The organism is Rhodococcus sp. MSC1_016, assembly GCF_023667485.2.
GTDB classification, from domain to species: domain Bacteria; phylum Actinomycetota; class Actinomycetes; order Mycobacteriales; family Mycobacteriaceae; genus Rhodococcus_F; species Rhodococcus_F oxybenzonivorans.
Window position 1 is genome coordinate 1,499,712 of the sequence record NZ_JAMOZI020000001.1, and the last position, 21,924, is coordinate 1,521,635.

General features: G+C 66.8%; 19 protein-coding genes and 1 pseudogene. 12 read left to right on the top strand and 8 right to left on the bottom strand.

From position 1 onward, the window contains the following. Positions 1-75: 75 nt before the first annotated feature. The gene (gene nrdF, locus L1080_RS06965) at positions 76-1,041 is read left to right on the top strand and encodes a class 1b ribonucleoside-diphosphate reductase subunit beta (protein ID WP_015890191.1); all 966 of its coding nucleotides are present in this window, start codon (positions 76-78) and stop codon (positions 1,039-1,041) included. Between the two features lie 142 nt (positions 1,042-1,183). On the opposite strand, the gene L1080_RS06970 is transcribed toward nrdF, so the two are convergent. From L1080_RS06970 to L1080_RS06980, 3 genes are read right to left on the bottom strand one after another with little or no spacing between them, the layout of a single operon-like run. Beyond that, complete coding sequence (locus L1080_RS06970; protein WP_250764652.1) at positions 1,184-1,657, bottom strand: NUDIX hydrolase; 474 nt, start codon at positions 1,655-1,657, stop codon at positions 1,184-1,186. A gap of 8 nt (positions 1,658-1,665) precedes the next feature. Beyond that, positions 1,666-2,739, bottom strand: coding sequence for an ABC transporter substrate-binding protein (locus tag L1080_RS06975; RefSeq protein ID WP_250764646.1), 1,074 nt, complete (start codon positions 2,737-2,739; stop codon positions 1,666-1,668). A gap of 35 nt (positions 2,740-2,774) precedes the next feature. Continuing rightward, complete coding sequence (locus L1080_RS06980) at positions 2,775-3,773, bottom strand: ABC transporter substrate-binding protein (RefSeq protein ID WP_250764639.1); 999 nt, start codon at positions 3,771-3,773, stop codon at positions 2,775-2,777. 299 nt (positions 3,774-4,072) lie between these two features. Here L1080_RS06980 and ctaD point away from each other — a divergent pair, with 299 nt between their 5' ends. The 4 genes from ctaD (at position 4,073) to yczE (ending at position 8,785) form a co-directional block, all read left to right on the top strand. Next, entirely contained in the window at positions 4,073-5,863 is a 1,791-nt protein-coding gene (gene ctaD, locus L1080_RS06985) for an aa3-type cytochrome oxidase subunit I (RefSeq protein WP_109331105.1), read from the top strand. Positions 5,864-6,026: 163 nt separating this feature from the next. Continuing rightward, positions 6,027-7,247 (top strand): phosphoserine phosphatase SerB, encoded by a 1,221-nt coding sequence (serB, locus tag L1080_RS06990; protein WP_109331103.1) that lies wholly within the window; start codon positions 6,027-6,029, stop codon positions 7,245-7,247. Beyond that, on the top strand, positions 7,244-8,014 hold the full coding sequence (locus L1080_RS06995; RefSeq protein WP_250764637.1) for an aminoacyl-tRNA hydrolase: 771 nt from the start codon (positions 7,244-7,246) through the stop codon (positions 8,012-8,014). Before serB ends, L1080_RS06995 begins: the two co-directional genes overlap by 4 nt. Positions 8,015-8,083: 69 nt before the next feature. Then, a complete protein-coding gene (yczE, locus tag L1080_RS07000; RefSeq protein ID WP_250764626.1) occupies positions 8,084-8,785 on the top strand; it encodes a membrane protein YczE in 702 nt (233 codons plus the stop codon). 20 nt (positions 8,786-8,805) lie between these two features. On the opposite strand, the pseudogene glgX reads toward yczE, so the two are convergent. Continuing rightward, a pseudogene (gene glgX / locus L1080_RS07005) lies at positions 8,806-10,800 on the bottom strand (glycogen debranching protein GlgX); the annotation flags it as partial. 50 nt (positions 10,801-10,850) lie between these two features. On the opposite strand from glgX, the gene L1080_RS07010 reads away from it, so the two are divergent. From L1080_RS07010 to L1080_RS07030, 5 genes are all read left to right on the top strand, one after another. Further along, complete coding sequence (locus tag L1080_RS07010; RefSeq protein ID WP_159926041.1) at positions 10,851-11,672, top strand: ABC transporter ATP-binding protein; 822 nt, start codon at positions 10,851-10,853, stop codon at positions 11,670-11,672. A gap of 73 nt (positions 11,673-11,745) precedes the next feature. Further along, positions 11,746-12,627 (top strand): NUDIX hydrolase, encoded by an 882-nt coding sequence (locus L1080_RS07015; RefSeq protein WP_159927586.1) that lies wholly within the window; start codon positions 11,746-11,748, stop codon positions 12,625-12,627. An 11-nt stretch (positions 12,628-12,638) separates the two neighbouring features. After that, entirely contained in the window at positions 12,639-13,418 is a 780-nt protein-coding gene (locus L1080_RS07020) for an enoyl-CoA hydratase/isomerase family protein (RefSeq protein WP_159926043.1), read from the top strand. 57 nt (positions 13,419-13,475) lie between these two features. Next, complete coding sequence (locus L1080_RS07025; RefSeq protein WP_159926045.1) at positions 13,476-14,447, top strand: class I SAM-dependent methyltransferase; 972 nt, start codon at positions 13,476-13,478, stop codon at positions 14,445-14,447. Position 14,448: 1 nt separating this feature from the next. Further along, positions 14,449-15,630: a THUMP-like domain-containing protein gene (locus L1080_RS07030; RefSeq protein ID WP_250764623.1), complete on the top strand. Its 1,182-nt coding sequence runs from the start codon at positions 14,449-14,451 to the stop codon at positions 15,628-15,630. A gap of 15 nt (positions 15,631-15,645) precedes the next feature. Here L1080_RS07030 and L1080_RS07035 read toward each other — a convergent pair whose 3' ends face one another. Further along, entirely contained in the window at positions 15,646-16,953 is a 1,308-nt protein-coding gene (locus L1080_RS07035) for an outer membrane protein assembly factor BamB family protein (protein ID WP_250764614.1), read from the bottom strand. Between the two features lie 139 nt (positions 16,954-17,092). Between L1080_RS07035 and L1080_RS07040 the strand changes: the two genes are divergently transcribed. After that, positions 17,093-17,836, top strand: coding sequence for an acyltransferase (locus L1080_RS07040; protein WP_109331088.1), 744 nt, complete (start codon positions 17,093-17,095; stop codon positions 17,834-17,836). Positions 17,837-17,857: 21 nt separating this feature from the next. Then, on the top strand, positions 17,858-18,112 hold the full coding sequence (locus L1080_RS07045) for a DUF3253 domain-containing protein (protein ID WP_208961309.1): 255 nt from the start codon (positions 17,858-17,860) through the stop codon (positions 18,110-18,112). Between the two features lie 56 nt (positions 18,113-18,168). Here the strand turns inward: L1080_RS07045 and L1080_RS07050 are convergent, their stop codons facing one another. The 3 genes from L1080_RS07050 to L1080_RS07060 all read right to left on the bottom strand — a co-directional run bounded on the left by L1080_RS07050 (position 18,169) and on the right by L1080_RS07060 (position 21,829). Next, positions 18,169-19,413, bottom strand: a complete 1,245-nt coding sequence (locus L1080_RS07050; protein WP_159926055.1) for a glycosyltransferase family 4 protein — start codon at positions 19,411-19,413, stop codon at positions 18,169-18,171. Next, the gene (locus L1080_RS07055; protein WP_250765107.1) at positions 19,410-20,960 is read right to left on the bottom strand and encodes a 1,4-alpha-glucan branching protein domain-containing protein; all 1,551 of its coding nucleotides are present in this window, start codon (positions 20,958-20,960) and stop codon (positions 19,410-19,412) included. Before L1080_RS07055 ends, L1080_RS07050 begins: the two co-directional genes overlap by 4 nt. Before the next feature lie 65 nt (positions 20,961-21,025). Continuing rightward, positions 21,026-21,829: a class I SAM-dependent methyltransferase gene (locus tag L1080_RS07060; RefSeq protein ID WP_250764606.1), complete on the bottom strand. Its 804-nt coding sequence runs from the start codon at positions 21,827-21,829 to the stop codon at positions 21,026-21,028. Between the last annotated feature and the right edge of the window lie 95 nt (positions 21,830-21,924).

A 21,924-nucleotide genomic window follows, 5' to 3' on the forward strand; every position in this document is an offset into this window, starting at 1 on the left:
GGCTCCGCCGCCCGTGAGTACTTATTAACCGGCGGCGGTTAATAAGTACTCACAGCCGAACGAAGTGAGGATTCAATGGTCAAGCTGGTGAGTCGCGTATCCGCGATCAACTGGAACCGCGTCCAGGACGAGAAGGACGCCGAGGTGTGGGACCGTCTCGTCGGCAACTTCTGGCTGCCCGAAAAGGTCCCGGTGTCCAACGACATTCCGTCGTGGGGAACGCTCACGGCGCAGGAGAAGCAGCTCACGATGCGGGTGTTCACGGGGCTGACGCTCCTCGACACCATTCAGGGCACCGTGGGTGCGGTCAGCCTCATCCCCGATGCGATCACCCCGCACGAGGAGGCGGTGTACACCAACATCGCGTTCATGGAGTCGGTGCACGCCAAGAGCTACAGCTCGATCTTCTCGACGCTGTGCTCCACCCGCGACATCGACGACGCCTTCCGCTGGTCCGAGGAGAACCCGAACCTGCAGCGCAAGGCCGAGATCGTCATGGACTACTACCAGGGCGACGAGCCGCTCAAGCGCAAGGTGGCGTCCACCCTGCTCGAGAGCTTCCTGTTCTACTCGGGCTTCTACCTGCCGATGTACTGGTCGTCGCGCGCCAAGCTCACCAACACCGCCGACCTCATCCGTCTCATCATCCGTGACGAGGCCGTGCACGGGTACTACATCGGCTACAAGTACCAGAAGGGTCTCGAGCAGCTCACCGAGGCCGAGCGCGACGACCTGAAGAATTACACGTTCGAGCTGCTCTTCGAGCTCTACGACAACGAGGTCGACTACACCCAGGACCTCTACGACGAGGTCGGTCTCACCGAGGACGTCAAGAAGTTCCTGCGGTACAACGCCAACAAAGCGTTGATGAACCTCGGCTATGAGGGGCTCTTCCCGAAGGACGAGACGGACGTCAACCCGGCCATCCTGTCCGCGCTCTCACCCAACGCCGACGAGAACCACGACTTCTTCTCCGGCTCCGGCAGCTCCTACGTCATCGGTAAGGCCGTCAACACCGAAGACGAAGACTGGGATTTTTAGAGCGACCCGCTCGGGACTTCTAGAGCGACCCGCTCGGGATTTTTAGAGCGACCCGCTCAGGATTTCTAACGCCCGGACAGTTTCGCCCAATGCCGCACCGGCGCAGTTCGACTGCACCGGTGCGACATTGGGCGAACTGCGTTCAGCGCTGGAACCACGCCTCGGGCACGTCCTGCAGCGCTTTCTCGAGTCGCAGTCGCGAAGACGGGGTGAGGTCGGACGGCACTGCCTCCGGGGAAAACCATGCCACCTCGAGGTTCTCGTCGTCGGACACCGCCGCGGCTCCGCCGACGTATCGCGCGAGGAAGCACACGTCGAGGTACTGCGCGACATCGCCGTTGGGATAGGCGATGGGTCCGGTCACATCGACGCTGGTGATACGCACCAGTTCCGCGTCGACGCCGGTCTCTTCGCGTACTTCCCGGAGCGCGGCGGGCCCGGGCTCCTCGCCGGGTTCGAGAACGCCCGACACCACCGCCCACCGGCCGTTGTCGGCGCGGCGGGTCAGCAGTAGCCGCCCGTCGTCATCGCGGACGACGACGCTCACTCCCGACAACCACAGCGGCGCGTGTCCGACATGCCTGCGCAGTGCGGCCACGAACTCCGGGACGGGCACGAGTCCTCCTAGCCGGCGTATCCGTTCAGGGTGTTCCGGAGATCCGTCAGCACAGCCCGCGCGGCCACCAGGCCGTTGCCGTTCCAGACCTCGCCCTCGACGGCGAACACGCGACTGTCGGCGGCGGCCCCGAGGTCTTCCCACGCTTGCCCGGACATGACCTCCTCGGCATGCTCGGTGCCGTCCTTGCCGACGAGGACGGCGTAGATGAGATCGCCTTCGGCGCGGTCGAGTTCGGCATCGTCGATCGATTCGGTCACCGCACCGTCGAGGTTCTGGTAGGCGGGCCTGCGGACTCCCGCGTCGGTGAGTACCTGACCGGCGAACGCCGCCGGTCCCTCCACCTCCAGACTGTCGGCGCCGAAACGCACGACTGAAGCCTGGGTTTGGGCGGCGTCGATATCGATGCCGAGTTGCTTCGCGTCCGCCTGGTATCGCTCGAGCGCGGCTGCGGCGGCATCGGCCCGGCCGAGGGCGTTGCCCGCGAGGAGGAACTGCGTCTTCCAGTACACGGGGTCGGAACCGACGAACACGGTGGGCGCGATGGAGGAGAGTTCGCCGTACAGTGCGCCGGTGGCCGGACTCGAACCGAGGATCACATCCGGCGCCGCCTGCGCGATCCGGGCGACATCCGGTGCGCCGGCCGGCCCGACACTCGGAAGTTCGGAGATGCCCGTGCCGAGGTACCCCGGCTGTGGGGAGTCGCCGTCTCCGCTCGTGGCGGCGCCGACGACGCGTTCCCACAGACCGAGTGCGCATACCGCGTCCAGCGCGGCACTGTCGAGCACCACGATTCGCTGCGGATCGGCGGGCACCTCACTCGTGCCCGTCGTATGAACCACCCGATGCGTCGTCGACCCCGACAGCTCCGGGTCGACCGGTGCCGGCTCCGGGCACGCCGTCGTGGTGTCCCTCTCGATGCCGACCACCGCCGCGCCCGCAATCTTCGTCGTGGTCCGGACGATCGAGGACGCGGGGTCGTCGTCGGCCGGTTGGGAGCAACCGGCGAGAGCGAAGGCGGCGACACCGGCAACGAGACCGATGGACGCGCGGCGGACGGTCGAAAACCTGCGAAGGGACAATGCGGCGACTTCCTGTGTGAGCGGGCGCGTTCAGGTTAGCCGCTGTGCTTGTCGACCTCGAACGTGTCCGACAGGTCGTCGAGAATCAGGTGCGCGCCCTGGATGCTGACGGGCGACATCCAGCGGGCGTCGTCGACGTCGACCTTGCGGCCCTGCAGGGTCTGCCACAGCGGGCTTTCGAGGAAGGGGCGGGCGGCTTCGGCGCTCTTTCCCGCCGGATCCTGCCAGGTGCTGACGAAGATGACGTTGCCGTCGGCCTCGCTGAGCAACTCCGGGCTGATCGACTGCATGATGCTGGTCGGGTCGGCGGGGTCCGGTCCCTGGCTGGCGGGCCGGGCAATGCCCGCATCCTCGAGCACGATGCCGCTGAAGGAGGTGGTGCGATAGAGGCGGGCGGTGGGTTCACCGGCGAATCGGATCACCGATACCACCGGGTTCGACGCCTTGGTGTTGATGGCGGAACCGACGGCCGCGGCGCGCTGCTCGTAGGCGGCGATCTTCTCGTTGGCGAGTTCTTCCTTGCCGAGCGCCTGACCGACGAGACGGATGTTCTCCTTCCACGTGGGACCGGTCGTCTCGGTGAAGATGGTCGGCGCAATGGCCGACAGCTGTTCGTAGTTCTTACCGTCGCGAACCTCGGCCGAGATGATGAGGTCCGGCTGCAGTGCGGCGATCTTCTCGAGGCTCGCGGTGCTCACCTTGCCCACCGATTCGGCTTCGGCTGCGTACTCGTCGCGGGTGCTGCCGAGGTAGTCGGGCAGCCCGGGGTCCCGGTAGTCGACATACCCGACGAGCGGCGTCTCGAGGAGGAGTACGGCATCGGTGAAGCTGTTGTCGAGGGCCACGACCCGCTGCGGTGCCGCGGGAATCTCGGTGTTGCCGCGGAAGTGTTCGACCGTGCGGGGGAACTGCGCCGATGCGGCGGCGTCGGCCGTGGAGGACGCGTCGTCGCTGCTGGAACAGGACGTGACGGCGACCGCGGCCGCGAAAGCGACGACGGCGGCCAGGGCGCGGCGTCGGGAAAGAATGTTCACGTGGAGCTCCTGGTAGAAGTTAGGTGAGCGATACCTTAGCACCGGAGAAGTCCGAATCCGGGTGGTCTCCCCGCCTCTCCCGCCGACATCCGCGACACGCCGTCTCGGGTGAGAAAGAGCACGCTCCTGCCGACAATCCGCTGGTCGGCGATACCCCCGTGGGCGCTGAGCCGGGGTAAGTACGACAGGAGGTAGGACCGAGTCCGAGGCCGCTCGGGGCACCGTCTACGATTCGATGAGCGCAAGCCAGAGACCGTTCGCCTCGCAGCCCGGGGACGGACGCGCATTCAGGAGGATCAGTGACTGCCGTAGCGCCCCAGCCAGTCCCCGCGATAGCTGCAGCCAGGCCTTACCCGCCGCGGCAGGGACCCAAGGGCTCGTTCATCTTCAAAATGATCACGACCACCGACCCCAAGGTGCTCGGGATCATGTATTTGACGACCTCGATCATCTTCTTCCTCATCGGCGGTCTGATGGCCCTGATGATGCGTGCCGAGCTCGCTGTGCCCGGTATGCAGTTCTTGTCGAACGAGCAGTTCAACCAGCTGTTCACCATGCACGGCACGATCATGCTGCTGCTGTACGCGACCCCGATCGTCTTCGGCTTCGCCAACTACATCCTGCCGCTGCAGATCGGCGCACCCGACGTTGCCTTCCCGCGTCTGAACGCCTTCAGCTACTGGCTGTACCTGTTCGGCGCCATCATCGCGACCGCAGGCTTCATCACTCCGGGCGGCGCGGCCGACTTCGGCTGGACGGCGTACACGCCGCTCACCAGTGCCCTGCACTCCCCGGGTGTCGGTGCCGACCTGTGGATCATGGGCCTCGCGGTCGGTGGCCTCGGCACCATCCTCGGTGGCGTCAACATGATCACCACGGTGATCTGCCTGCGCGCCCCCGGTATGACCATGTTCCGTATGCCGATCTTCACCTGGAACATCTTCATCACCAGCATCCTGATCCTGCTGGCGTTCCCGCTGCTGACGGCCGCGCTGCTGGGTCTGTTCGTCGACCGTCACCTCGGCGGCCACATCTTCGATCCGGCTACCGGCGGGGTTCTGCTGTGGCAGCACCTGTTCTGGTTCTTCGGTCACCCCGAGGTGTACATCATCGCGCTGCCGTTCTTCGGCATCGTCTCGGAAATCTTCCCGGTCTTCAGCCGTAAGCCGATCTTCGGCTACAGCGGTCTGGTGTACGCGACGATCGCGATTGCTGCCCTGTCGATCGCCGTGTGGGCGCACCACATGTACGCCACGGGCGCGGTGCTGCTGCCGTACTTCTCGTTCATGACCTTCCTGATCGCGGTGCCGACGGGTGTGAAGATCTTCAACTGGATCGGCACCATGTGGAAGGGGCAATTGACCTTCGAGTCGCCGATGCTGTTCTCGGTCGGCTTCCTGATCACCTTCCTCTTCGGTGGCCTCTCCGGCGTCATCCTGGCCAGCCCGCCGCTCGACTTCCACGTCACCGACAGCTACTTCGTGGTCGCCCACTTCCACTACGTGGTCTTCGGCACGGTCGTGTTCGCCACCTACGCCGGTATCTACTTCTGGTTCCCGAAGATGACCGGGCGGATGATGGACGAACGCCTCGGCAAGTGGCACTTCTGGACCACGTTCATCGGCTTCCACGGCACCTTCCTCGTGCAGCACTGGCTGGGAGCCGAAGGTATGCCGCGCCGGTACGCGGACTACCTGCCGTCCGACGGGTTCACCATGCTGAACTCGTTCTCGACCATCTTCGCCTTCGTCCTCGGTGCCTCGACGCTCCCGTTCATCTGGAACGTCTTCAAGAGCTACCGGTACGGCGAGGTCGTCACCGTCGACGACCCGTGGGGTTACGGCAACTCGCTCGAGTGGGCCACCACCTGCCCGCCGCCCCGTCACAACTTCACGGAACTGCCGCGCATCCGCTCCGAGCGTCCTGCGTTCGAGCTGCACTACCCGCACATGGTGGAGCGGATGAAGGCAGAAGCGCACGTCGGACCCGGGCACGGCGGCAAGCACGCCAGCACGGTCCTGGAGGAGGAACGCCACGCACCGCTCACCGTGAGCGGTGAAGGCGAGCCCGGCACCGACTCCGGCCGCTGATACAGATCGTTGCCGAAAGGCCCCGCCCCACCATCGGGCGGGGCCTTTCCCTTGGCACAATGGGTGCCGGACAAGCTGCGCGAGCACGACGACCTTCCGTGCTTCTGCGCACGTGAGACGAACGGAGTTCTTTCCAGCGTGAGTAACACGAACGGAGTTCGTAGTGGGCGCAGCTGACACGACTGTCCTGGTGACCGTCACGGGGCCCGACCGCCCCGGTGTCACATCGGTGCTCTTCGCGGCGCTCTCCCGCCACGACGTGAGCCTGCTCGATGTGGAACAGGTGGTGATCCGTGGCCGCCTGACCCTCGGCGTGCTCGTGGCGTGCCCGGAGGACGGGGAAGCCCTCCAGGAGGAACTGGAGGAGGCGATGGCCACCGTCGGGATGTCGGTGGATGTCGAGATCGGGGCGGACCCCGGCCGGCAGTCGCTGTCCACGCACGCGGTGGTCATTCTCGGTTCTCCGGTGTCCGCGCGGGCCCTGCGATCGGTCGCGCGTGAGATGGCGAAGCTGAGTGTCAACATCGACTCCATCCGGGGCGTCGCCGATTATCCGGTGACCGGTCTCGAACTCCTCGTCAGTGCTCCCGCGACGGCGGCGGTGGACAAGCGGCTGCGCACGGTGCTGGCCGAGGTTGCTGTGGCGGAAAGCGTCGACATCGCGGTCGAGCGGGGTGGTCTTGCGCGCCGGGCCAAGCGGCTCATCGTCTTCGACGTCGACTCGACCTTGGTCCAAGGCGAGGTCATCGAGATGCTCGCAGCGCGAGCCGGGGTCGAGGACGAAGTCCGTGCGGTCACCGAATCGGCGATGCGCGGCGAGATCGACTTCACGGAGTCGCTGCACCAGCGGGTCGCGACGCTCGCCGGTCTCGACGCCTCCGTGATCGACGACGTCGCCGAGGGCCTCGAACTGACGCCGGGTGCCCGGACCACCATTCGCACGTTGCGACGCCTCGGATTCCACTGCGGGGTGGTGTCGGGTGGCTTCCGTCAGGTGATCGAGGGGCTCGCTCACGAACTGGAGCTCGACTTCGTTCAAGCCAATACTCTCGAAATTGTGGACGGCAAGCTCACCGGACGAGTCGTGGGCGACATCGTCGACCGGGCCGCCAAGGCGACGGCGCTGCGTAAGTTCGCTGCCCAGGTGGGCGTGCCGATGGAGCAGACGGTCGCGGTCGGTGACGGCGCCAACGACATCGACATGCTCAATGCCGCCGGTCTCGGTATCGCCTTCAACGCGAAGCCGGCGTTACGTGAGGTCGCCGACACGGCGCTCTCGCATCCCTTCCTCGACGCCGTACTGTTCATCCTCGGCGTCACTCGGGACGAGGTCGAAGCCGCCGACGCCGTGGACGGCGTGGTGAGACGAGTTCCCCTGTCGTGACGGAACCGTGTGCAGCCGCGATCGCCGGCGACGCCGCGCTGTGGGAGGCACGCCACGCGGTCCTCGCGGCCGGTTACGGTGGACGACCCGATCCCGAGGATGCTGCCCTGGTCCTCGCGATGCCGATCGTTTTACACATCCCGAAGTCGAACCCGCCTGCGCGTAGTGCGGTGCTGGCGGCGGCCGCGACGGCGTCGGTGGCGCTGTGCCTCGACCCACGGGTCGGCGTCGATGCGGACGGGCAACCGGGCCCCTGGCGCTCCGACTACCTCGCGTGGGTGGGGTCTCGCATCCGCAAGGTGTCGCGCCGGGCTCGCGGTGCGCAGTGGCGCGCCGCGCAGGAGGTGGACGGCATCACCGTGGAGGTCGACGGCGCCGAGGCGCGGGCACTCGTCCCCGTCGCGGTCGGTGCGCTCGACCCGCGCATCAAGAAGCTGCAGATCGGCGGAACCGACCTCGAGCACGACGACCCCGGCCCGGCGCCCGACGGGACACCCGTGCTGTGGATCGACTCGACCCTGGACATGACCGTCGGGAAGGCCGCTGCACAAGTGGGCCACGCGTCGATGCTGCTCGCGGGAGCGATGAGCGTCGAAGATGCGAGGCACTGGGCGGATACGGGTTACCGCTGCGCCGTCCGTGACGCCGATGCGGCGAGGTGGACGGCGTTGCGCGAGCTCGAGTCCGCGGGGCATGCGGTCGCGGTGCGCGATGCCGGTTTCACCGAGGTGGCTCCCGGATCCGTGACGGTGATCGCCGCCCTGTGAGGCGCGGCGGGTCCAGTGCCCGCGGCTTGGCTATGGGGCGCCGGGAACAATCGGGGAACACTGGCCCCCATGCTCGCTCGACGCGTGATCACGCTTTTCGCCGGACTCTGGTTGTACGGCTTCTCGATGGCCATGATGATTACAGCCGGCCTCGGCCTCGATCCGTGGGATGTATTTCATCAAGGCGTCGCGGGCCGCACGTCGCTCAGTTTCGGCGCCGTGACCGCCCTCACCGGTGCCGGTGTTCTGCTGCTCTGGATTCCGCTGCGTCAGAAGCCGGGTTTCGGCACGATCGCCAACGTTGTGGTCATTGCGGTGTCCGTGGACACGTCACTGGTGTTTCTCCGGCCCGTCGGGTCGCCGGCCGTGCAGGTGGCGATGATGGTCGGTGGTGTCGTGCTCAACGCTCTGGCGACCGTGCTGTACATCGGCGCCGGTATGGGTACGGGACCGCGGGACGGACTGATGACCGGTCTGGTACGACGAAGCGGATTGTCCGTGCGCCTCATTCGGACGTCGATCGAAGTTGCGGTGCTGGTGACCGGGTGGCTGCTCGGCGGCACCGTGGGAGTGGGGACCGTGGTCTACGCGCTGGGGATCGGTCCGCTGATCCAGTTGATGATGCGCGCCGGCGGTCTCTATCCGACCGCTCGGAAGACGAGCAGCCCGGGTCCGGACAGTCTGATCGTCGAGTCTCCCGAAATGGGGCCACCCGGTTCCGGCGCGCCGTCAGGGGAGTTGGAATCGAATTCGGCGAGCAGGATTCCGTAGAACCAGTCGGGGCTGCCCAATGCCACCTCGACCGGTCCGCCGGAGTGGAAGACGAGGAGCCAGTTGTCGTCGGTGAGCTGAAATCCGTCCTCGGTGTGGGACCGGATGTCGGACCCGTCGATCCATGCCTGCAGCGTGCGGCGTGAGTCGTCGTGCCACGCATCGTCGTCCATCTCCGCACCGTCGGCGCCGAACCACACGAGGTCCGGGTGACCGGTGGGAGTATGCCGTCCTTCGAAGAATTCCGGTTGCCGCAGTGCGGGGGACGCACGGCGCAGATCGAGAGCGCGCGTGACGAACGCGGTGAGCGTCCGGTCACCGGTGCTCCAGTCGAGCGCCCAGGAATCCTCGCGCGCAGTGTCGGCGGGGACACAGTACGCGTTGTTGTTCCCGCCCAGCGAATGGCCGAATTCGTCGCCTGCCGTGAACATCGGGGTGCCCGTGGAGAGGGCGAGGGTGGCCAGCAGAGCGCGGACATGACGCTTGCGGGCGTCGGTGATCGACGGGTCGTCGGTGGGGCCTTCCACGCCGTGGTTGACGGACTCGTTGTGGTCGGCGCCGTCCCGGTTGTCCTCCCCGTTCGCTTCGTTGTGCTTGCGCCGGTACGCGACGAGGTCCGCCGCGGTGAAGCCGTCGTGTGCGGTCACGAAGTTGATGGAGGCCCAGGGCCGGCGACTGTGGAACAGGTCCTCCGAGCCGGCCACTCTGGAGGCCAATTCGCGAACGCCGGTGTTGCCATTCCAGAAGCGGCGGACAGTATCGCGGTATCGGTCGTTCCACTCCGACCACTGGGCGCCGAAGTGCCCGACCCGGTAACCATCGGACGTGGCGTCCCAGGGTTCGGCGATGAGTTTGCAGCGGGACAGAACAGGATCCGCGGTGATGGCGGAAAACACCGAAGCGCGAGAGTCGAATCGGCCTCCTCCGGGTCGGCCGAGGGCGGAGGCCAGGTCGAAACGAAAGCCGTCGACCCCCATGTCGTGTGCCCAGTACCGAAGGCTGTCGCAGATCATCCGGACGACGATGGGGGAGTGCGCGTCCACCGTGTTGCCGCATCCCGTGAGGTCGACGTCGCGGCCGTCGGCATCGAGAAGGTAGTAGCCCGGGGCGTCGAGACCACGCCAGCTGAGGCTGATCCCGTCGACGCCCTCTTCGCACGTGTGGTTGTAGACGACGTCGAGGATCACCTCGATTCCGGCAGCGTGCAGGGCGTCGACCATGGTGTGGAATTCGGCGATCTCCTCGCCCTCCACGGCCGCGTAACCGGGATGGGGCGCGAAGAACGACGCTGTCGAATAGCCCCAGTGGTTACGCATTCCCCGTTCACGCACCGTCTGTTCGGTCAGGTGTGCATGTACCGGAAGTAGCTCGACCGCGGTCACCCCGAGTCGAACGAGATGACCGATGACGGCGGGCTCCGCCAGCCCCAGATACGTGCCGCGGTACTGGGGAGGGACGCCCCGATGTCGGGCGGTGTACGCGCCGACGTGCAGTTCGTAGAGGACGGTTTCCTCCCAGGGCCTTTCGATCCTGGGACCGGTGGTCCGGGGGGCGGCGGGCGTGACCACGGACAGCGGCGCGTGGCCGAGGCTGTCGAGCTGCGAAGGTTCGCTGAACGGGTCTCCGGCATGCGAGATCAGGGCACGGTGGTCGCCGATCCCGCCGGTAATGCGTTTCGCCCACGGGTCGACGAGGAGTTTGGCCGGGTTCATCCGGACTCCCGCGCGGGGATTCCACTCTCCGTGCACCCGGTAGCCGTAGCGCTGGCCGGGACCGACGCCGTCGACCACCCCGTGCCAGATTCCGTAGGTCCGCTGCACGAGGTCGATTCGTGTCTCCGCACCGTCCGGAGAAATCAGGCACACCTGTACCAGCTCCGCGTCCGGAGCGTGGACCGAGAACTGGGTGCCGGTGCCTCGCACGTGTGCTCCCAGGGGAAACGGCGATCCGGGCAGGCGCAGGCTCGGCGGGAACGACGCTCTCTCGCCGGCACGTGAATCGATGTGAGACGACACGTAACTGATCCTGCCGCGAATGCGCCGAAGATGTGCGGGAAGATGGATCCGTGCATCAACCTGATCCTGATCTCCTCATCGATTTCGACGACGTCCTCCTCCGGCGCGGGGGTAACACTCTCGTGGGGCCGGTGTCCTGGAAAGTGGAGCTCGACGAGCGATGGGTGGTCCTCGGCCCGAACGGAGCCGGCAAGACCTCGTTGCTCCGCATCGCGGCTGCCGAATTGCATCCGACGAGCGGTAGCGCCCACCTTCTGGGGGAGCGGCTCGGGCGAGTCGACATCAACGAGCTACGACCGCGGATCGGGCTGTCGTCGTCGGCGCTGGCGAACCGGGTGCCTGCCGAGGAGGTGGTGAGCGATCTCGTCGTGTCCGCCGGCTACGCCGTACTCGGTCGCTGGCGGGAGCGGTACGAAGACATGGATACCGAGCGGGCGGTCGAGATGCTGGAAAGTCTCGGGGCCGAGCACCTGGCCCATCGCAGCTACGGCACCCTGTCCGAGGGGGAGCGCAAGCGCGTGCTCATCGCCCGTGCACTGATGACCGACCCCGAACTTCTCCTCCTCGACGAACCCGCCGCCGGACTCGACCTCGGCGGGCGAGAGGAACTCGTCGCGCGACTGACCGACCTGGCTGCAGATCCCGACGCTCCCGCAACCGTTCTCATCACCCACCACGTCGAGGAGATCCCACCCGGCTTCACCCACGCGCTGCTCCTGAACGAGGGCCGGGTGGTGTCGCAGGGGCTGCTCGACGACGTGATCACGTCGGAGAACCTCAGTGAGGCCTTCAGCCAGTCCATCAGCCTCGACAAGGTCGATGGACGGTACTTCGCGCGGCGCAGCCGGATCCCGGGCGCCCACCGGGCGTGAGGGTCGAAACGGGCACCTGTTCCAGTGGGGTGCCGGTGCGACGCACATCACCGGAGGCGTAGGTTCCAAGATCATGGTCTCGAAGCAAGAACGGGCGGCAGTCGACGTGTCACCGAAGGACGCGTCGACGGTCATCCTGATCAGGGATGCAACACCGGAACTCGCGGGGGGCGGCATCGAGGTATTCCTCCTGCGCCGCGTCAAGGGCATGGCGTTCGCCGGAGGTATGACGGTGTTTCCGGGAGGCGGTGTCGACCCGTCGGATGCCGTGGCGGACGTGCAGTGGGCCGGACCTCCCGTCGAGTGGTGGGCCGAACGCTTCTCCACCGACCCCGCCCGGGCGAAGGCTCTGGTGTGCGCGGCGGTACGTGAAACGTTCGAGGAATGTGGCGTGCTGCTCGCGGGCGGAAGCACGGACACGGTAGTGGCCGACACGTCGCACTACGCGCAGGCGCGCATTGCGCTCGAACGACGTGAACTTTCCTTCGGTGACTTCCTGGCGCGCGAGGAACTCGTGCTCAGAGCCGACCTCCTGCGCCCCTGGGCGAACTGGATCACGCCGATCGGCGAAGGGCGGCGTTACGACACCCGGTTCTTCGTCGCGGCAGCTCCCGACGGGCAGATCGCGGACGGAGCCACGTCCGAAGCCGAGGAAGTGACGTGGCTGAGCCCCGCGGCGGCCCTGGACGCATGGAAGGGGGGCGGCAGCGTCCTGCTCCCACCCACGTGGAGTCAGCTGACGGCATTGCAGAACTTCGATTCGGTGGCAGAGGTCCTCGCCGCGGAGCCGGAGATCCCGGTGATCCTGCCGACTCTCATCACGGACGAGGAAACGATTCGGGTCGAGTTTCCCGGGCAGGACGGTTATTACGAGGCAGGCCCGCACCCGTGGTCGGTGCGGGGACGGAAGCGGACACCGCCGGGTCGCGCCGAGTCGGCCGAGCGGAGCAAGTAGCCTCTTGCCTCATGGCTGAATTCGTCACTCTCGAGGTTTCCGAAGGCATCGGCACCATTCGACTCGCGCGTCCCCCGATGAATGCACTGAATCGGCAGGTGCAACAGGAGTTGCGGGCCGCCGCACGGGAAGCGACGGTGCATCCCGACGTCAAGGCAGTGATCGTGTACGGCGGAGAGAAGGTGTTCGCCGCAGGCGCCGACGTCAAGGAAATGGCCGAGATGAGCTTCGGCCAGATGGCGGATGTCATCACCGATCTGCAATCGGACCTGGCCGCGGTCTCGGAGATTCCCAAGCCGACCGTCGCCGCGATCACGGGGTACGCGCTCGGCGGCGGCCTCGAGGTCGCACTCTCGGCGGACCGGCGGATCGCCGGCGACAACGCCAAGCTCGGTGTCCCCGAGATCCTTCTCGGCATCATTCCCGGTGGCGGCGGCACTCAGCGTCTCGCTCGGCTGATCGGTCCCTCGAAAGCGAAAGACCTGGTGTTCACCGGGCGCTTCGTCAACGCCGACGAGGCGCTGGCGATCGGTCTGGTCGACGAGGTGGTGGCGCCCGACGACGTGTACGAGGCAGCTCGACGATGGGCGTCCCAGTTCACGAAGGGCGCCGGCCGCGCGCTGGCCGCGGCGAAAGCTGCCATCGACCAGGGATTGGACGTCGACCTGCACAGCGGACTGGCGGTCGAGCGCCAGCTGTTCGCGTCCCTGTTCGCCACCCAGGACCGCACGATCGGGATGGAATCGTTCATCGAGAACGGCCCCGGTAAGGCTCAGTTCACCGGCGAGTAGTCTGAGCCCGGGAAAACTAGAACCTGTTCACTCTTACCAGCGAGTAGGATTTGCCGCATGACTGCTAGCGCCCACGACGACCCCGCTCCTCATCCGCACGCCACCGCCGAAGAGGTCGAGGCGGCGCTGAAGGACACCAAACTCGCCCAGGTGCTCTACCACGACTGGGAAGCCGAGACGTACGACGAGAAGTGGTCCATCTCGTACGACGAGCGGTGCATCGACTATGCGCGGGGTCGCTTCGACGCCGTCGCGGGAGATCAGCCCCTTCCGTACGAGCGGGCGCTCGAACTGGGCTGCGGTACCGGCTTCTTCCTTCTCAATCTGATGCAGGGCGGGGTCGCGAAGACCGGTTCGGTGACCGACCTCTCGCCAGGCATGGTCAAGGTGGCATTGCGCAACGCCGAGGGTCTCGGGTTGCCCGTCGACGGTCGTGTCGCCGACGCCGAAACGATTCCGTACGACGACAACACGTTCGACCTCGTGGTCGGGCACGCTGTGCTACATCACATCCCGGATGTGGAGCAGTCGCTCCGCGAGGTACTGCGGGTGCTGAAGCCCGGTGGGCGCTTCGTGTTCGCCGGCGAGCCCACCACCATCGGCAACTTCTACGCCCGCTGGCTCGGCCGCGTCACGTGGGAGACCACGACGCGTGTCACCAAGCTGCCCTTCCTTGCCGATTGGCGTCGCCCGCAGGCGGAGCTGGACGAATCATCCCGCGCTGCGGCACTGGAAGCCGTCGTCGATCTCCACACGTTCGATCCGAGTGATCTCGAGAAGATCGCCGAGTCCGCGGGCGCCGCGCAGGTGCACGCCGCCACCGAGGAGTTCGCAGCCGCCCTGCTCGGGTGGCCCGTCCGCACCTTCGAGGCCGCTGTTCCGCCGGAGAAGTTGGGCTGGGGCTGGGGCCGTTTCGCGTTCACCGGATGGAAGACGCTCAGCTGGGTCGACGAGAAGATCCTCCGCCATGTGGTGCCGCGCGGCTTCTTCTACAACGTCATGATCACCGGCGTGAAGCCCGGCAACTGAATTGGGCTATGCGTTCACTCCCGAAGACGTGGAGTTCCTGCAGAGTGCTGCAGGCGCAGCAGCTCTCGCCGAGGTAGACGAACTTGCGCTGACCACGTCGACGCGCCTGGCCGATATCGGCCAGGCGCGTTCGCGTTTCGGCTCTCGGGTGGCCATGCTGGTGGAGACGGTGCTGTTGCGGCGCAAGGCCTCGGTCAAGTTGCCCGGCAGCGAGCACTGGCTCTTCACCGATGATGCACTGCAACAGGCGACTCCGCGTGCCGTGGCAGCTCACCGCGCGACGCGCCTGGCAGAGCGGAACGTTCACGACGTCACCTGCTCGATCGGTGCGGAACTCGCAGCTGTCATCGGGACGGCCAATACGGTGGTCGGCAGCGACATCGATCCCGTCCGGCTGCTCATGGCCCGGCACAATGTTCCCGCTGCGGCGATCGTGCGCGCAGACGCATTGGTGCCGTGTACCCGCGACACCGTCGTGCTCGCAGATCCGGCGCGGCGGTCGGGTGGCAGGCGCACACATGATCCCGCTGCTCTCGAGCCGCCACTACCCGACCTCATCGACGCGTACCGAGGCCGTGATCTCGCGGTGAAGTGCGCTCCCGGCCTCGATTTCGATCGGCTCGACTGGGAAGGCGAGGTCGAGGTCGTGTCCCTCGACGGTGGCGTCCGTGAGGCGTGCCTGTGGTCGGCCGGACTGTCGGGCGCCGGAGTCACTCGCCGGGCAAGCGTCCTCGACTCCGGAGGCGCGGTGTGGACGGTGACGGACGCCGAGGACGACGACATCCCCGAACGCGCGCCGGGGGAGTGGATCGTCGATCCTGACGGCGCTGTGGTCCGGGCGGGTTTGGTGCGGCACTACGCCGCCCGGCACGGACTGTGGCAACTCGATCCTCGGATCGCTTATCTCACGGGCGATTCGGTTCCCGCGGGCGTGCGGGGCTTTCGGATTCTCGAGCAGGTGAAATATTCGGAGAAGTCGCTGCGGCAGGAGCTCGCCCGCCACGACTGCGGTGCGGCGGAGATCCTCGTGCGCGGCGTCGACGTCGATCCGGCCGTGCTGCGTCCCAAGTTGAAGCTCCGCGGAAGCCGTTCGCTCAGTGTGGTGATCACGCGGATCGGCCGATCGGGCGTCGCCTTCATCTGCGCTCCGCCCCGTGAGTACTTGTCAACTACGGGATGTTAACAAGTACTCACGGGGTCAGCGGAGGACGAACAGCTCACCGAGCAGCGTCGGAGTGAGGACTTCACCCTCAGGGCCGATAGACGTGCCGACCGTGAATCCCTTGGCTCCCGGCAAGGTGTCCTGATCGAGCGTTTCGCCGGTGGAGGTGTCGAACGTGAGCATCGCCAGTCCGTCCACACCCTCGCGGACCACCGAGTAGCCGGTGGATCCGGCCGTCTGGGCGGGGACTCCCCAATGCCGTAGATCCCTGCGCTCCCAGGCGAGTTCTGCGTGGTCGCCCTTGTCCTGCAGTGCAAGGAGATGGCCGTCGAGTCCACCCGCGGGAATGATCAGACCGTCCGCGGACGTCGACGGGCTACCCGCTGCGGCGTACCCGATGTCGTAACTCCACTTCGGACCACCGGTCGCAGCGTCGATCGCCCACACCGTGCCCCAGTTGTCGTTGATGTACACGACGGAACCGTCAGCCGACAGATCGGGACTCGATGCGCTGCCCCCCGGCAGGGTGTCGCTGGACCACTCCTGGCTGATCGTGGGATTGTCGCCGCCGGAGTATTTCATCGCGACGAGGTCCGCCTCGGTCGCGCCGGGCGCATAGAACGTGAAGTAGAACGTGCCGGACGCCAGGTCGATGGCCGGCATGTTGGCCACCGGGCAGTCGGGGGAGCCGAAGAAGCAGCCGCTGAGGCCCTTGTCGTCGGGAAGGATGTTCACGTTCGCGCCGTCGGCGACGGACGGCGGTGGGATGAGGTCGTACGACGCCACCACTTTCTGCCCGGTTTGCGGATCCAGCACGCTGATCTGCCCGAGCTGGGTGATGAACAGGAGGTTGCCGTCGCCCGTGAATTGTGCCGACAGCGGCGTTCCGACCACCGGTGTGCGCCAACGTAACTGGCCGTGTTCGTTGAACGAGTTCATGGCCCCGTTCTCGCCCACGTAGACATTGGCGGCGCCGTCGACCACCGGGGTGGACGCCACGACTCCGGGGGCAAGCTGGCGGCACCAGCGTTTGCGGCCGCTCTCCATCTGGAAGGAGAAGAGATTGCACCCCTTCTCGGTGCGAGCGGTGAGGAAGATCTGGCCGCTTGCCGCCACGGATGCGTAGTTCGCCACCGGCCCACCGAGGGGCCGCGACCACGCGAGTGCGATGTCGCGCGACCCGGTCACCGGACTGGTGTCACTGTTGCGGGCGTCCGCATGCATCCCCGGCCACCCACCCGCGGAGAAGATGTCGTCGACGTGCGCCCCGCCCCCGCAGCCGCTGAGGACGACAGCCGAGATCGTCGCCAGCGCCAGTACTGACGAACGTAGGACCCGCCGCATTACATCTCCTCAGTTTTCGACAAACGCTCGGCCCAGAGACTATCCCGCCGAGGCACGCACGATCGGCACACCCCGAACGGTGTCGGTGTCCGGACACACCCGCGCACGGCTCCGGCGGGTGAACGTAGGCTGACGGGCTATGACGAGCATGTGGGGCGCACCGTTGCGTACGAGGTGGAAGGGATCCCGGCGGAAGGACAGCGAGCAGGCCCGCTTCCTGACCCTCGACTCGCTGCGCTGGGTGCTGGCGAACAAGGCGTACACCCCGTGGTACCTGGTGCGGTACTACCGGCTGGCCAAGTTCAAGCTCGCCAACCCGCACGTGATCCTGCGGGGCATGGTGTTCCTCGGCAAGCGCGTGGAGATCCACTCGACTCCGGATCTGTCCCGCCTCGAGATCGGTCGCTGGGTCCACATCGGTGACGGCAACGCGATCCGGTGCCACGAGGGGTCGCTGCGCATCGGCGACAAGGTGGTGTTCGGCAAGGACAACGTGGTCAATACGTACCTCGACATCGAGATCGGAGCGTCCACGCTCGTCGCCGACTGGTGCTACATCACCGACTTCGATCACCGCATGGACGACATCAACGTGCCCATCAAGGATCAGGGCATCGTGAAGGGCCCGGTACGCATCGGTCCCGATACCTGGGTGGCTGCGAAGGTCACGGTGCTCCGCAACACCCGGGTGGGACGCGGTTGCGTGCTCGGCGCCCACGCCGTCGTCAAGGGCGACATCCCTGATTTCAGCATCGCAGTGGGATCGCCCGCGAAGGCCGTGAAGAATCGCAGGGCCGAGTGGGAGGCCGGCGCCGAGGAGCGGGCCAAGTACATCGCCGCACTCGAGGACATTGCCCGCAAGAAGGCGGCCCGGGAGGGCTGAGCCGGGTGGCATAGTCGACCCATGGGCGTCTCGGACCGCGAACTCGAGGATCGTATCCGCGAGCTGCTGTATGCGCGGGCGGCGGATTCGAGTATCTGCCCGTCGGATGTGGCCCGCGCGATCGCCCCCGACGAGTGGCGACCTCTCATGGAGCCGGTGCGCCAGGCCGCCCGACGCCTTGTCGCGGCAGGGGAAGTCGAGATCACCCAGCGGGGTGCGGTGGTGGATCCGGACTCGGTGCGCGGTCCGATCCGGATTCGCCGTGTCCGTGAGTGAGGCGAATGTACCGTTCGGCGCGCTGGAGGCGTCCGGCGGTACATTCGCCCCGCGGCTCAGCGTCCGGGCAGGGGGCGCTCGGGAATAACCGGGCGCGCCAAGGGATGTCGCACGCGGCGTTTGGCGCCGGCGTACACGTGCGCCGTGTCCTCGGCCACTGTGCGCCAGTCGAAATCCGCGGTGAGGCGGTCGCGGGCGGCCACTGCTCGTTGCTGCGCCGCCGCCGGATCGTCGAGAACCTCCCGAACCGCGGAGGTGAGTCCCGTGACATCGCCGGGGAGGAAAGACATGCCGGTCACTCCGTCGACGACCGCCTCGCCGAGACCGCCGGCGGTAGACGTCACCAGCGGAGTTCCGGAGGCGGCAGCCTCGAGCGCGATGATGCCGAACGGCTCGTAACGGCTGGGGAGCACGATGGCATCGGCGCCGTGCAGCCAGCTCAGCAGTTCGGAGTGGTCGAGATTGCCGAGGAAGTTGACGGCGCGGGCAACGCGGTGAGTGCGGGCCTGCTGATAGAGCCAGGTGAACTGGGTGCCCTCACCCGCGATCGACAGTGTGGTCCCCGGGTGACTCCGGCGGATACGGGGAAGCGCGGCGATCGCATCCTGCACCCCCTTCTCGTACTCGAGGCGGCCGACGAACAACAGTTTGGGTGGACCCGATCGCGGCGCGCGTCGACGGAAATTCCACGTGGTCACGTCGATCCCGTTGCGTATCACAGTGATCGGCGGGAGTTGCGGCCCGTAGAGGGTGGTCACCTCATCCTGCATCGATGCTGAGCAGGTGATGAGCGCATCGGAATCGTTGGCCAGCCACCATTCGACCGAATGCACCTGACGGTTGATGCGGCCCGACACCCAGCCGCTGTGGCGGCCGGCTTCGGTGGCGTGCAACGTGGATACCAAAGGGACATCGTAGAATTCGGCGAGTGCGATGGCCGGATGTGCCACCAGCCAGTCGTGGGCATGCACCACGTCGGGCTGCCAGCCTTCTCCGACACCGGGCTTGTGCAGGGCGACGCCGGCCCGCACCATGGCATGCCCCATCGCGAGTGTCCACGCCAGCATGTCCTCGCCGAACACGAAATGCGGCGGATCTTCCGCGACGGCGACGACGAGTACGCCTTCTTCGATGTGGGTGACGGTGGGGTGTGTGGACGCATCGGTTCCCGACGGCCGCCGCGACAGCACCACCACCTCGTGGCCGGCGGCGGCAAGAGCGGTCGCGAGGTGGTGCACGTGGCGGCCGAGGCCGCCCACGACCACGGGCGGGTACTCCCACGACACGATGAGGATTTTCACGAGGCCACTCCCGAGACGCCGACCGCCGATGCTGCGGAACGGACAGGCAGGCGCCGGGCGTCGAGGCCGGGGAACAGGCCGTCGGCAGCGTTCCATCCGGCCGCGAGGCGCGCCGCCGACGCGTCGTTGCCCGCAGCCACCGCGGCCGCGATCTCGCGCATCGCGTGCGCGTGCTTGTGTGCCCGGTCGCGCGCATACTCCGCCGCAGAGTCCTTGCTGACCATGAATGCCCAGTCGCTCGACACCGTCATGAGTGCCTCTCGCAGAATCTGATCGTTGACGCGGTTGCGGAGTTCGGGTCTTCCGGGTGCAGACCCGAGGCTACGGGCTTTGTCGACCGTGTCCAGTGCGGCCGCGACCACCTCGGAGTTGAGTGCCACCAGATCGGACACCTTCTCGCCCGCCCACACCCGCCAGTCCTTGCCGGACCCCCACGACGAGTTCTCCAGGGGGACCGGCGCACCGACATATCCCTGGGTGCGGGCGTCCTCGAGGGTGCCGACCCGGATTCCCGCCTCGGGGAGAGCGCGCAGCACCTTCTCGAGCCACTCGGGGCCTTCGTGCCACCAGTGCCCGAACAATTCGGTATCGAAGGCCGCGACGACGACCGCTGGGCGCCCGATTCGCTCGGCCTCTCCGCGCAGTCGCCTGCGGACCGTGGAAACGAAGTCGGCGACGTGCCGGTCGACGGCGGCGGACGCCAGTTCCGGGTCGTACGGCGCCTTGTCCGCCGAGTCCACCGTGCGGCCGGTGACCCTGGCGGGCTTCAGTCCGGTGGCATGGTCGTAGGTGTGGAAGTCCCGGTAGGCGCCATGGCCGGGGTAACCCGACTTCGGCGACCACACCCGATAACTGACCTGCAGGTCGCGGCCGAATGCGACCACGTCGGAGTCTCGGACCGGCCGGCCGAGGGAGGTGTCCCCGCGCAGGGCGGGACCGTCGACCATGAAGTGGGTGACCCCCGCCTCGGCGTAGCCGATCTCCATGCCCGGGGTGTAGGCGCATTCGGGACCCCAGATGCCCGTGGGTGTGGTGTTCCACCTGTTCTTCGCGTCGGCGAGTCCCTCCTTCAAGGAGAACTCGCGCAGTCGTGGGTCGAGCAGCGGCTGGAACGGGTGCGCGAGGGGGCCGCCGAGAAGCTCGAAGGCTTCCCGATCGAGGAGATCGTGTAGGACGGGCGAGCCACCGTGCCGCCACCGCAGTTCGAAATCGGTGAGGGCGTCGGCGGAGGCGCGGTGCTCCCGGGCGCCGAGAGCGCGGTGTGCGTCATCGGGCATTCCGGCAGCTTCGTGAGCTCGGATCTGCCAATTCCCCAGCCAGTGATGCATGCCCGTCAGGCAGTGCGGATCATCGAGTTGTGCAGCGAGGACCGGGGTGATCCCCAGAGTCAGGAGATGGGAGCGGCCTTCGTCGGACAGTCGCCGCAACAGGGCCGTGAGAGGGAGGTACGACGCGGCCCACGACTGGTACAGCCACTCCTCTCCGACGGGCCAGCGGCCGTGATGGGCGAGCCAGGGCAGGTGCGAGTGCAGAACCAGACAGAACATGCCCGGCTCCGTGTGGTCCGGCGGGCGTGTCCCGCTTCCCACGCCCCCCGTTCGTGTGGAATCGGTCACTGCACGGGATCCTTCACCGCGACGGCCACGAGGTCGAGGCTGTCGTCGATGTTGCCCTCGCGTAAGACGAAGTCGCCGACCGTGATGCCCTCGACGTCACGGGTGAGTTCCGCCGGCCAGGGTTCGCCCGCGAGGGCCCGGTCGATCTGGGCGCCGATGAAAGAACCGCCGTGCTTGGCGTCGAGGGCCTTCAGCCGTTCACCGTGGTGGACACCGGTCATCAGCGACACCGTGAACCCCGCTTCCTCGAGCAGTTCGGTCAACTCGGTGGCGTCGAGTTCACGGGTGTGGAAAGGGTTGAGCGGTGTGTCCCGACCGGGCGAGAACGTAACTCGGTTAGGGGTGCTGACGAGAAGTTCTCCGCCCGGCGTCAACACGCGGAAGCACTCCCGCAGAAACTGCGCCTGATCCCAGAGATGTTCGATCACCTGAAAATTGACGACGGCGTCCACCGAGGCATCGCCGAGGGGAAGCTTGGCCAGGTTGCCGTGCAGCATCTCGACCCGGGGGTACCGGGCCCGAACGTGTTCGACTGCGGAAATGTCGTAGTCGAGGCCGGTGACGCGCTTCGCCACGTCGGCAATCATGTTGGCGCCGTAGCCTTCTCCCGACCCTGCTTCGAGGACGGTCCGGCCGGCGCAGCGGGGCAGGAGGTCGCGGTAGACCACCTCGTGACGCCGGAACCAGTAGTTCTCCTCGGGGATGCCGGGCACGGTCCGCTCGCCCGTGAGGGGCAGTTGCTCGTCTCCGGTTGCGGGCAGCGGTGCGTTCTCGCGGTCGCCGACAAATGATTCGCTCACCGGTGCGAGATTAGTGCCACCGACGAGGTCGCTCGTCCAGGTGGTCCACATCACAGCACCGAAAGTGATGTTCAGGCTTATGGTGAACGAGGCTT

Excerpts from the sequence above, each read along its gene's own strand:
- nrdF (WP_015890191.1), top strand. The coding sequence starts at position 76 with ATGGTCAAGCTGGTGAGTCGCGTATCCGCGATCAACTGGAACCGCGTC.
- yczE (WP_250764626.1), top strand. The coding sequence starts at position 8,084 with ATGCTCGCTCGACGCGTGATCACGCTTTTCGCCGGACTCTGGTTGTAC.
- L1080_RS07015 (WP_159927586.1), top strand. The coding sequence starts at position 11,746 with ATGGTCTCGAAGCAAGAACGGGCGGCAGTCGACGTGTCACCGAAGGAC.
- L1080_RS07020 (WP_159926043.1), top strand. The coding sequence starts at position 12,639 with ATGGCTGAATTCGTCACTCTCGAGGTTTCCGAAGGCATCGGCACCATT.
- L1080_RS07025 (WP_159926045.1), top strand. The coding sequence starts at position 13,476 with ATGACTGCTAGCGCCCACGACGACCCCGCTCCTCATCCGCACGCCACC.
- L1080_RS07035 (WP_250764614.1), bottom strand. The coding sequence starts at position 16,953 with ATGCGGCGGGTCCTACGTTCGTCAGTACTGGCGCTGGCGACGATCTCG.
- L1080_RS07040 (WP_109331088.1), top strand. The coding sequence starts at position 17,093 with ATGACGAGCATGTGGGGCGCACCGTTGCGTACGAGGTGGAAGGGATCC.
- L1080_RS07045 (WP_208961309.1), top strand. The coding sequence starts at position 17,858 with ATGGGCGTCTCGGACCGCGAACTCGAGGATCGTATCCGCGAGCTGCTG.
- L1080_RS07055 (WP_250765107.1), bottom strand. The coding sequence starts at position 20,960 with ATGTTCTGTCTGGTTCTGCACTCGCACCTGCCCTGGCTCGCCCATCAC.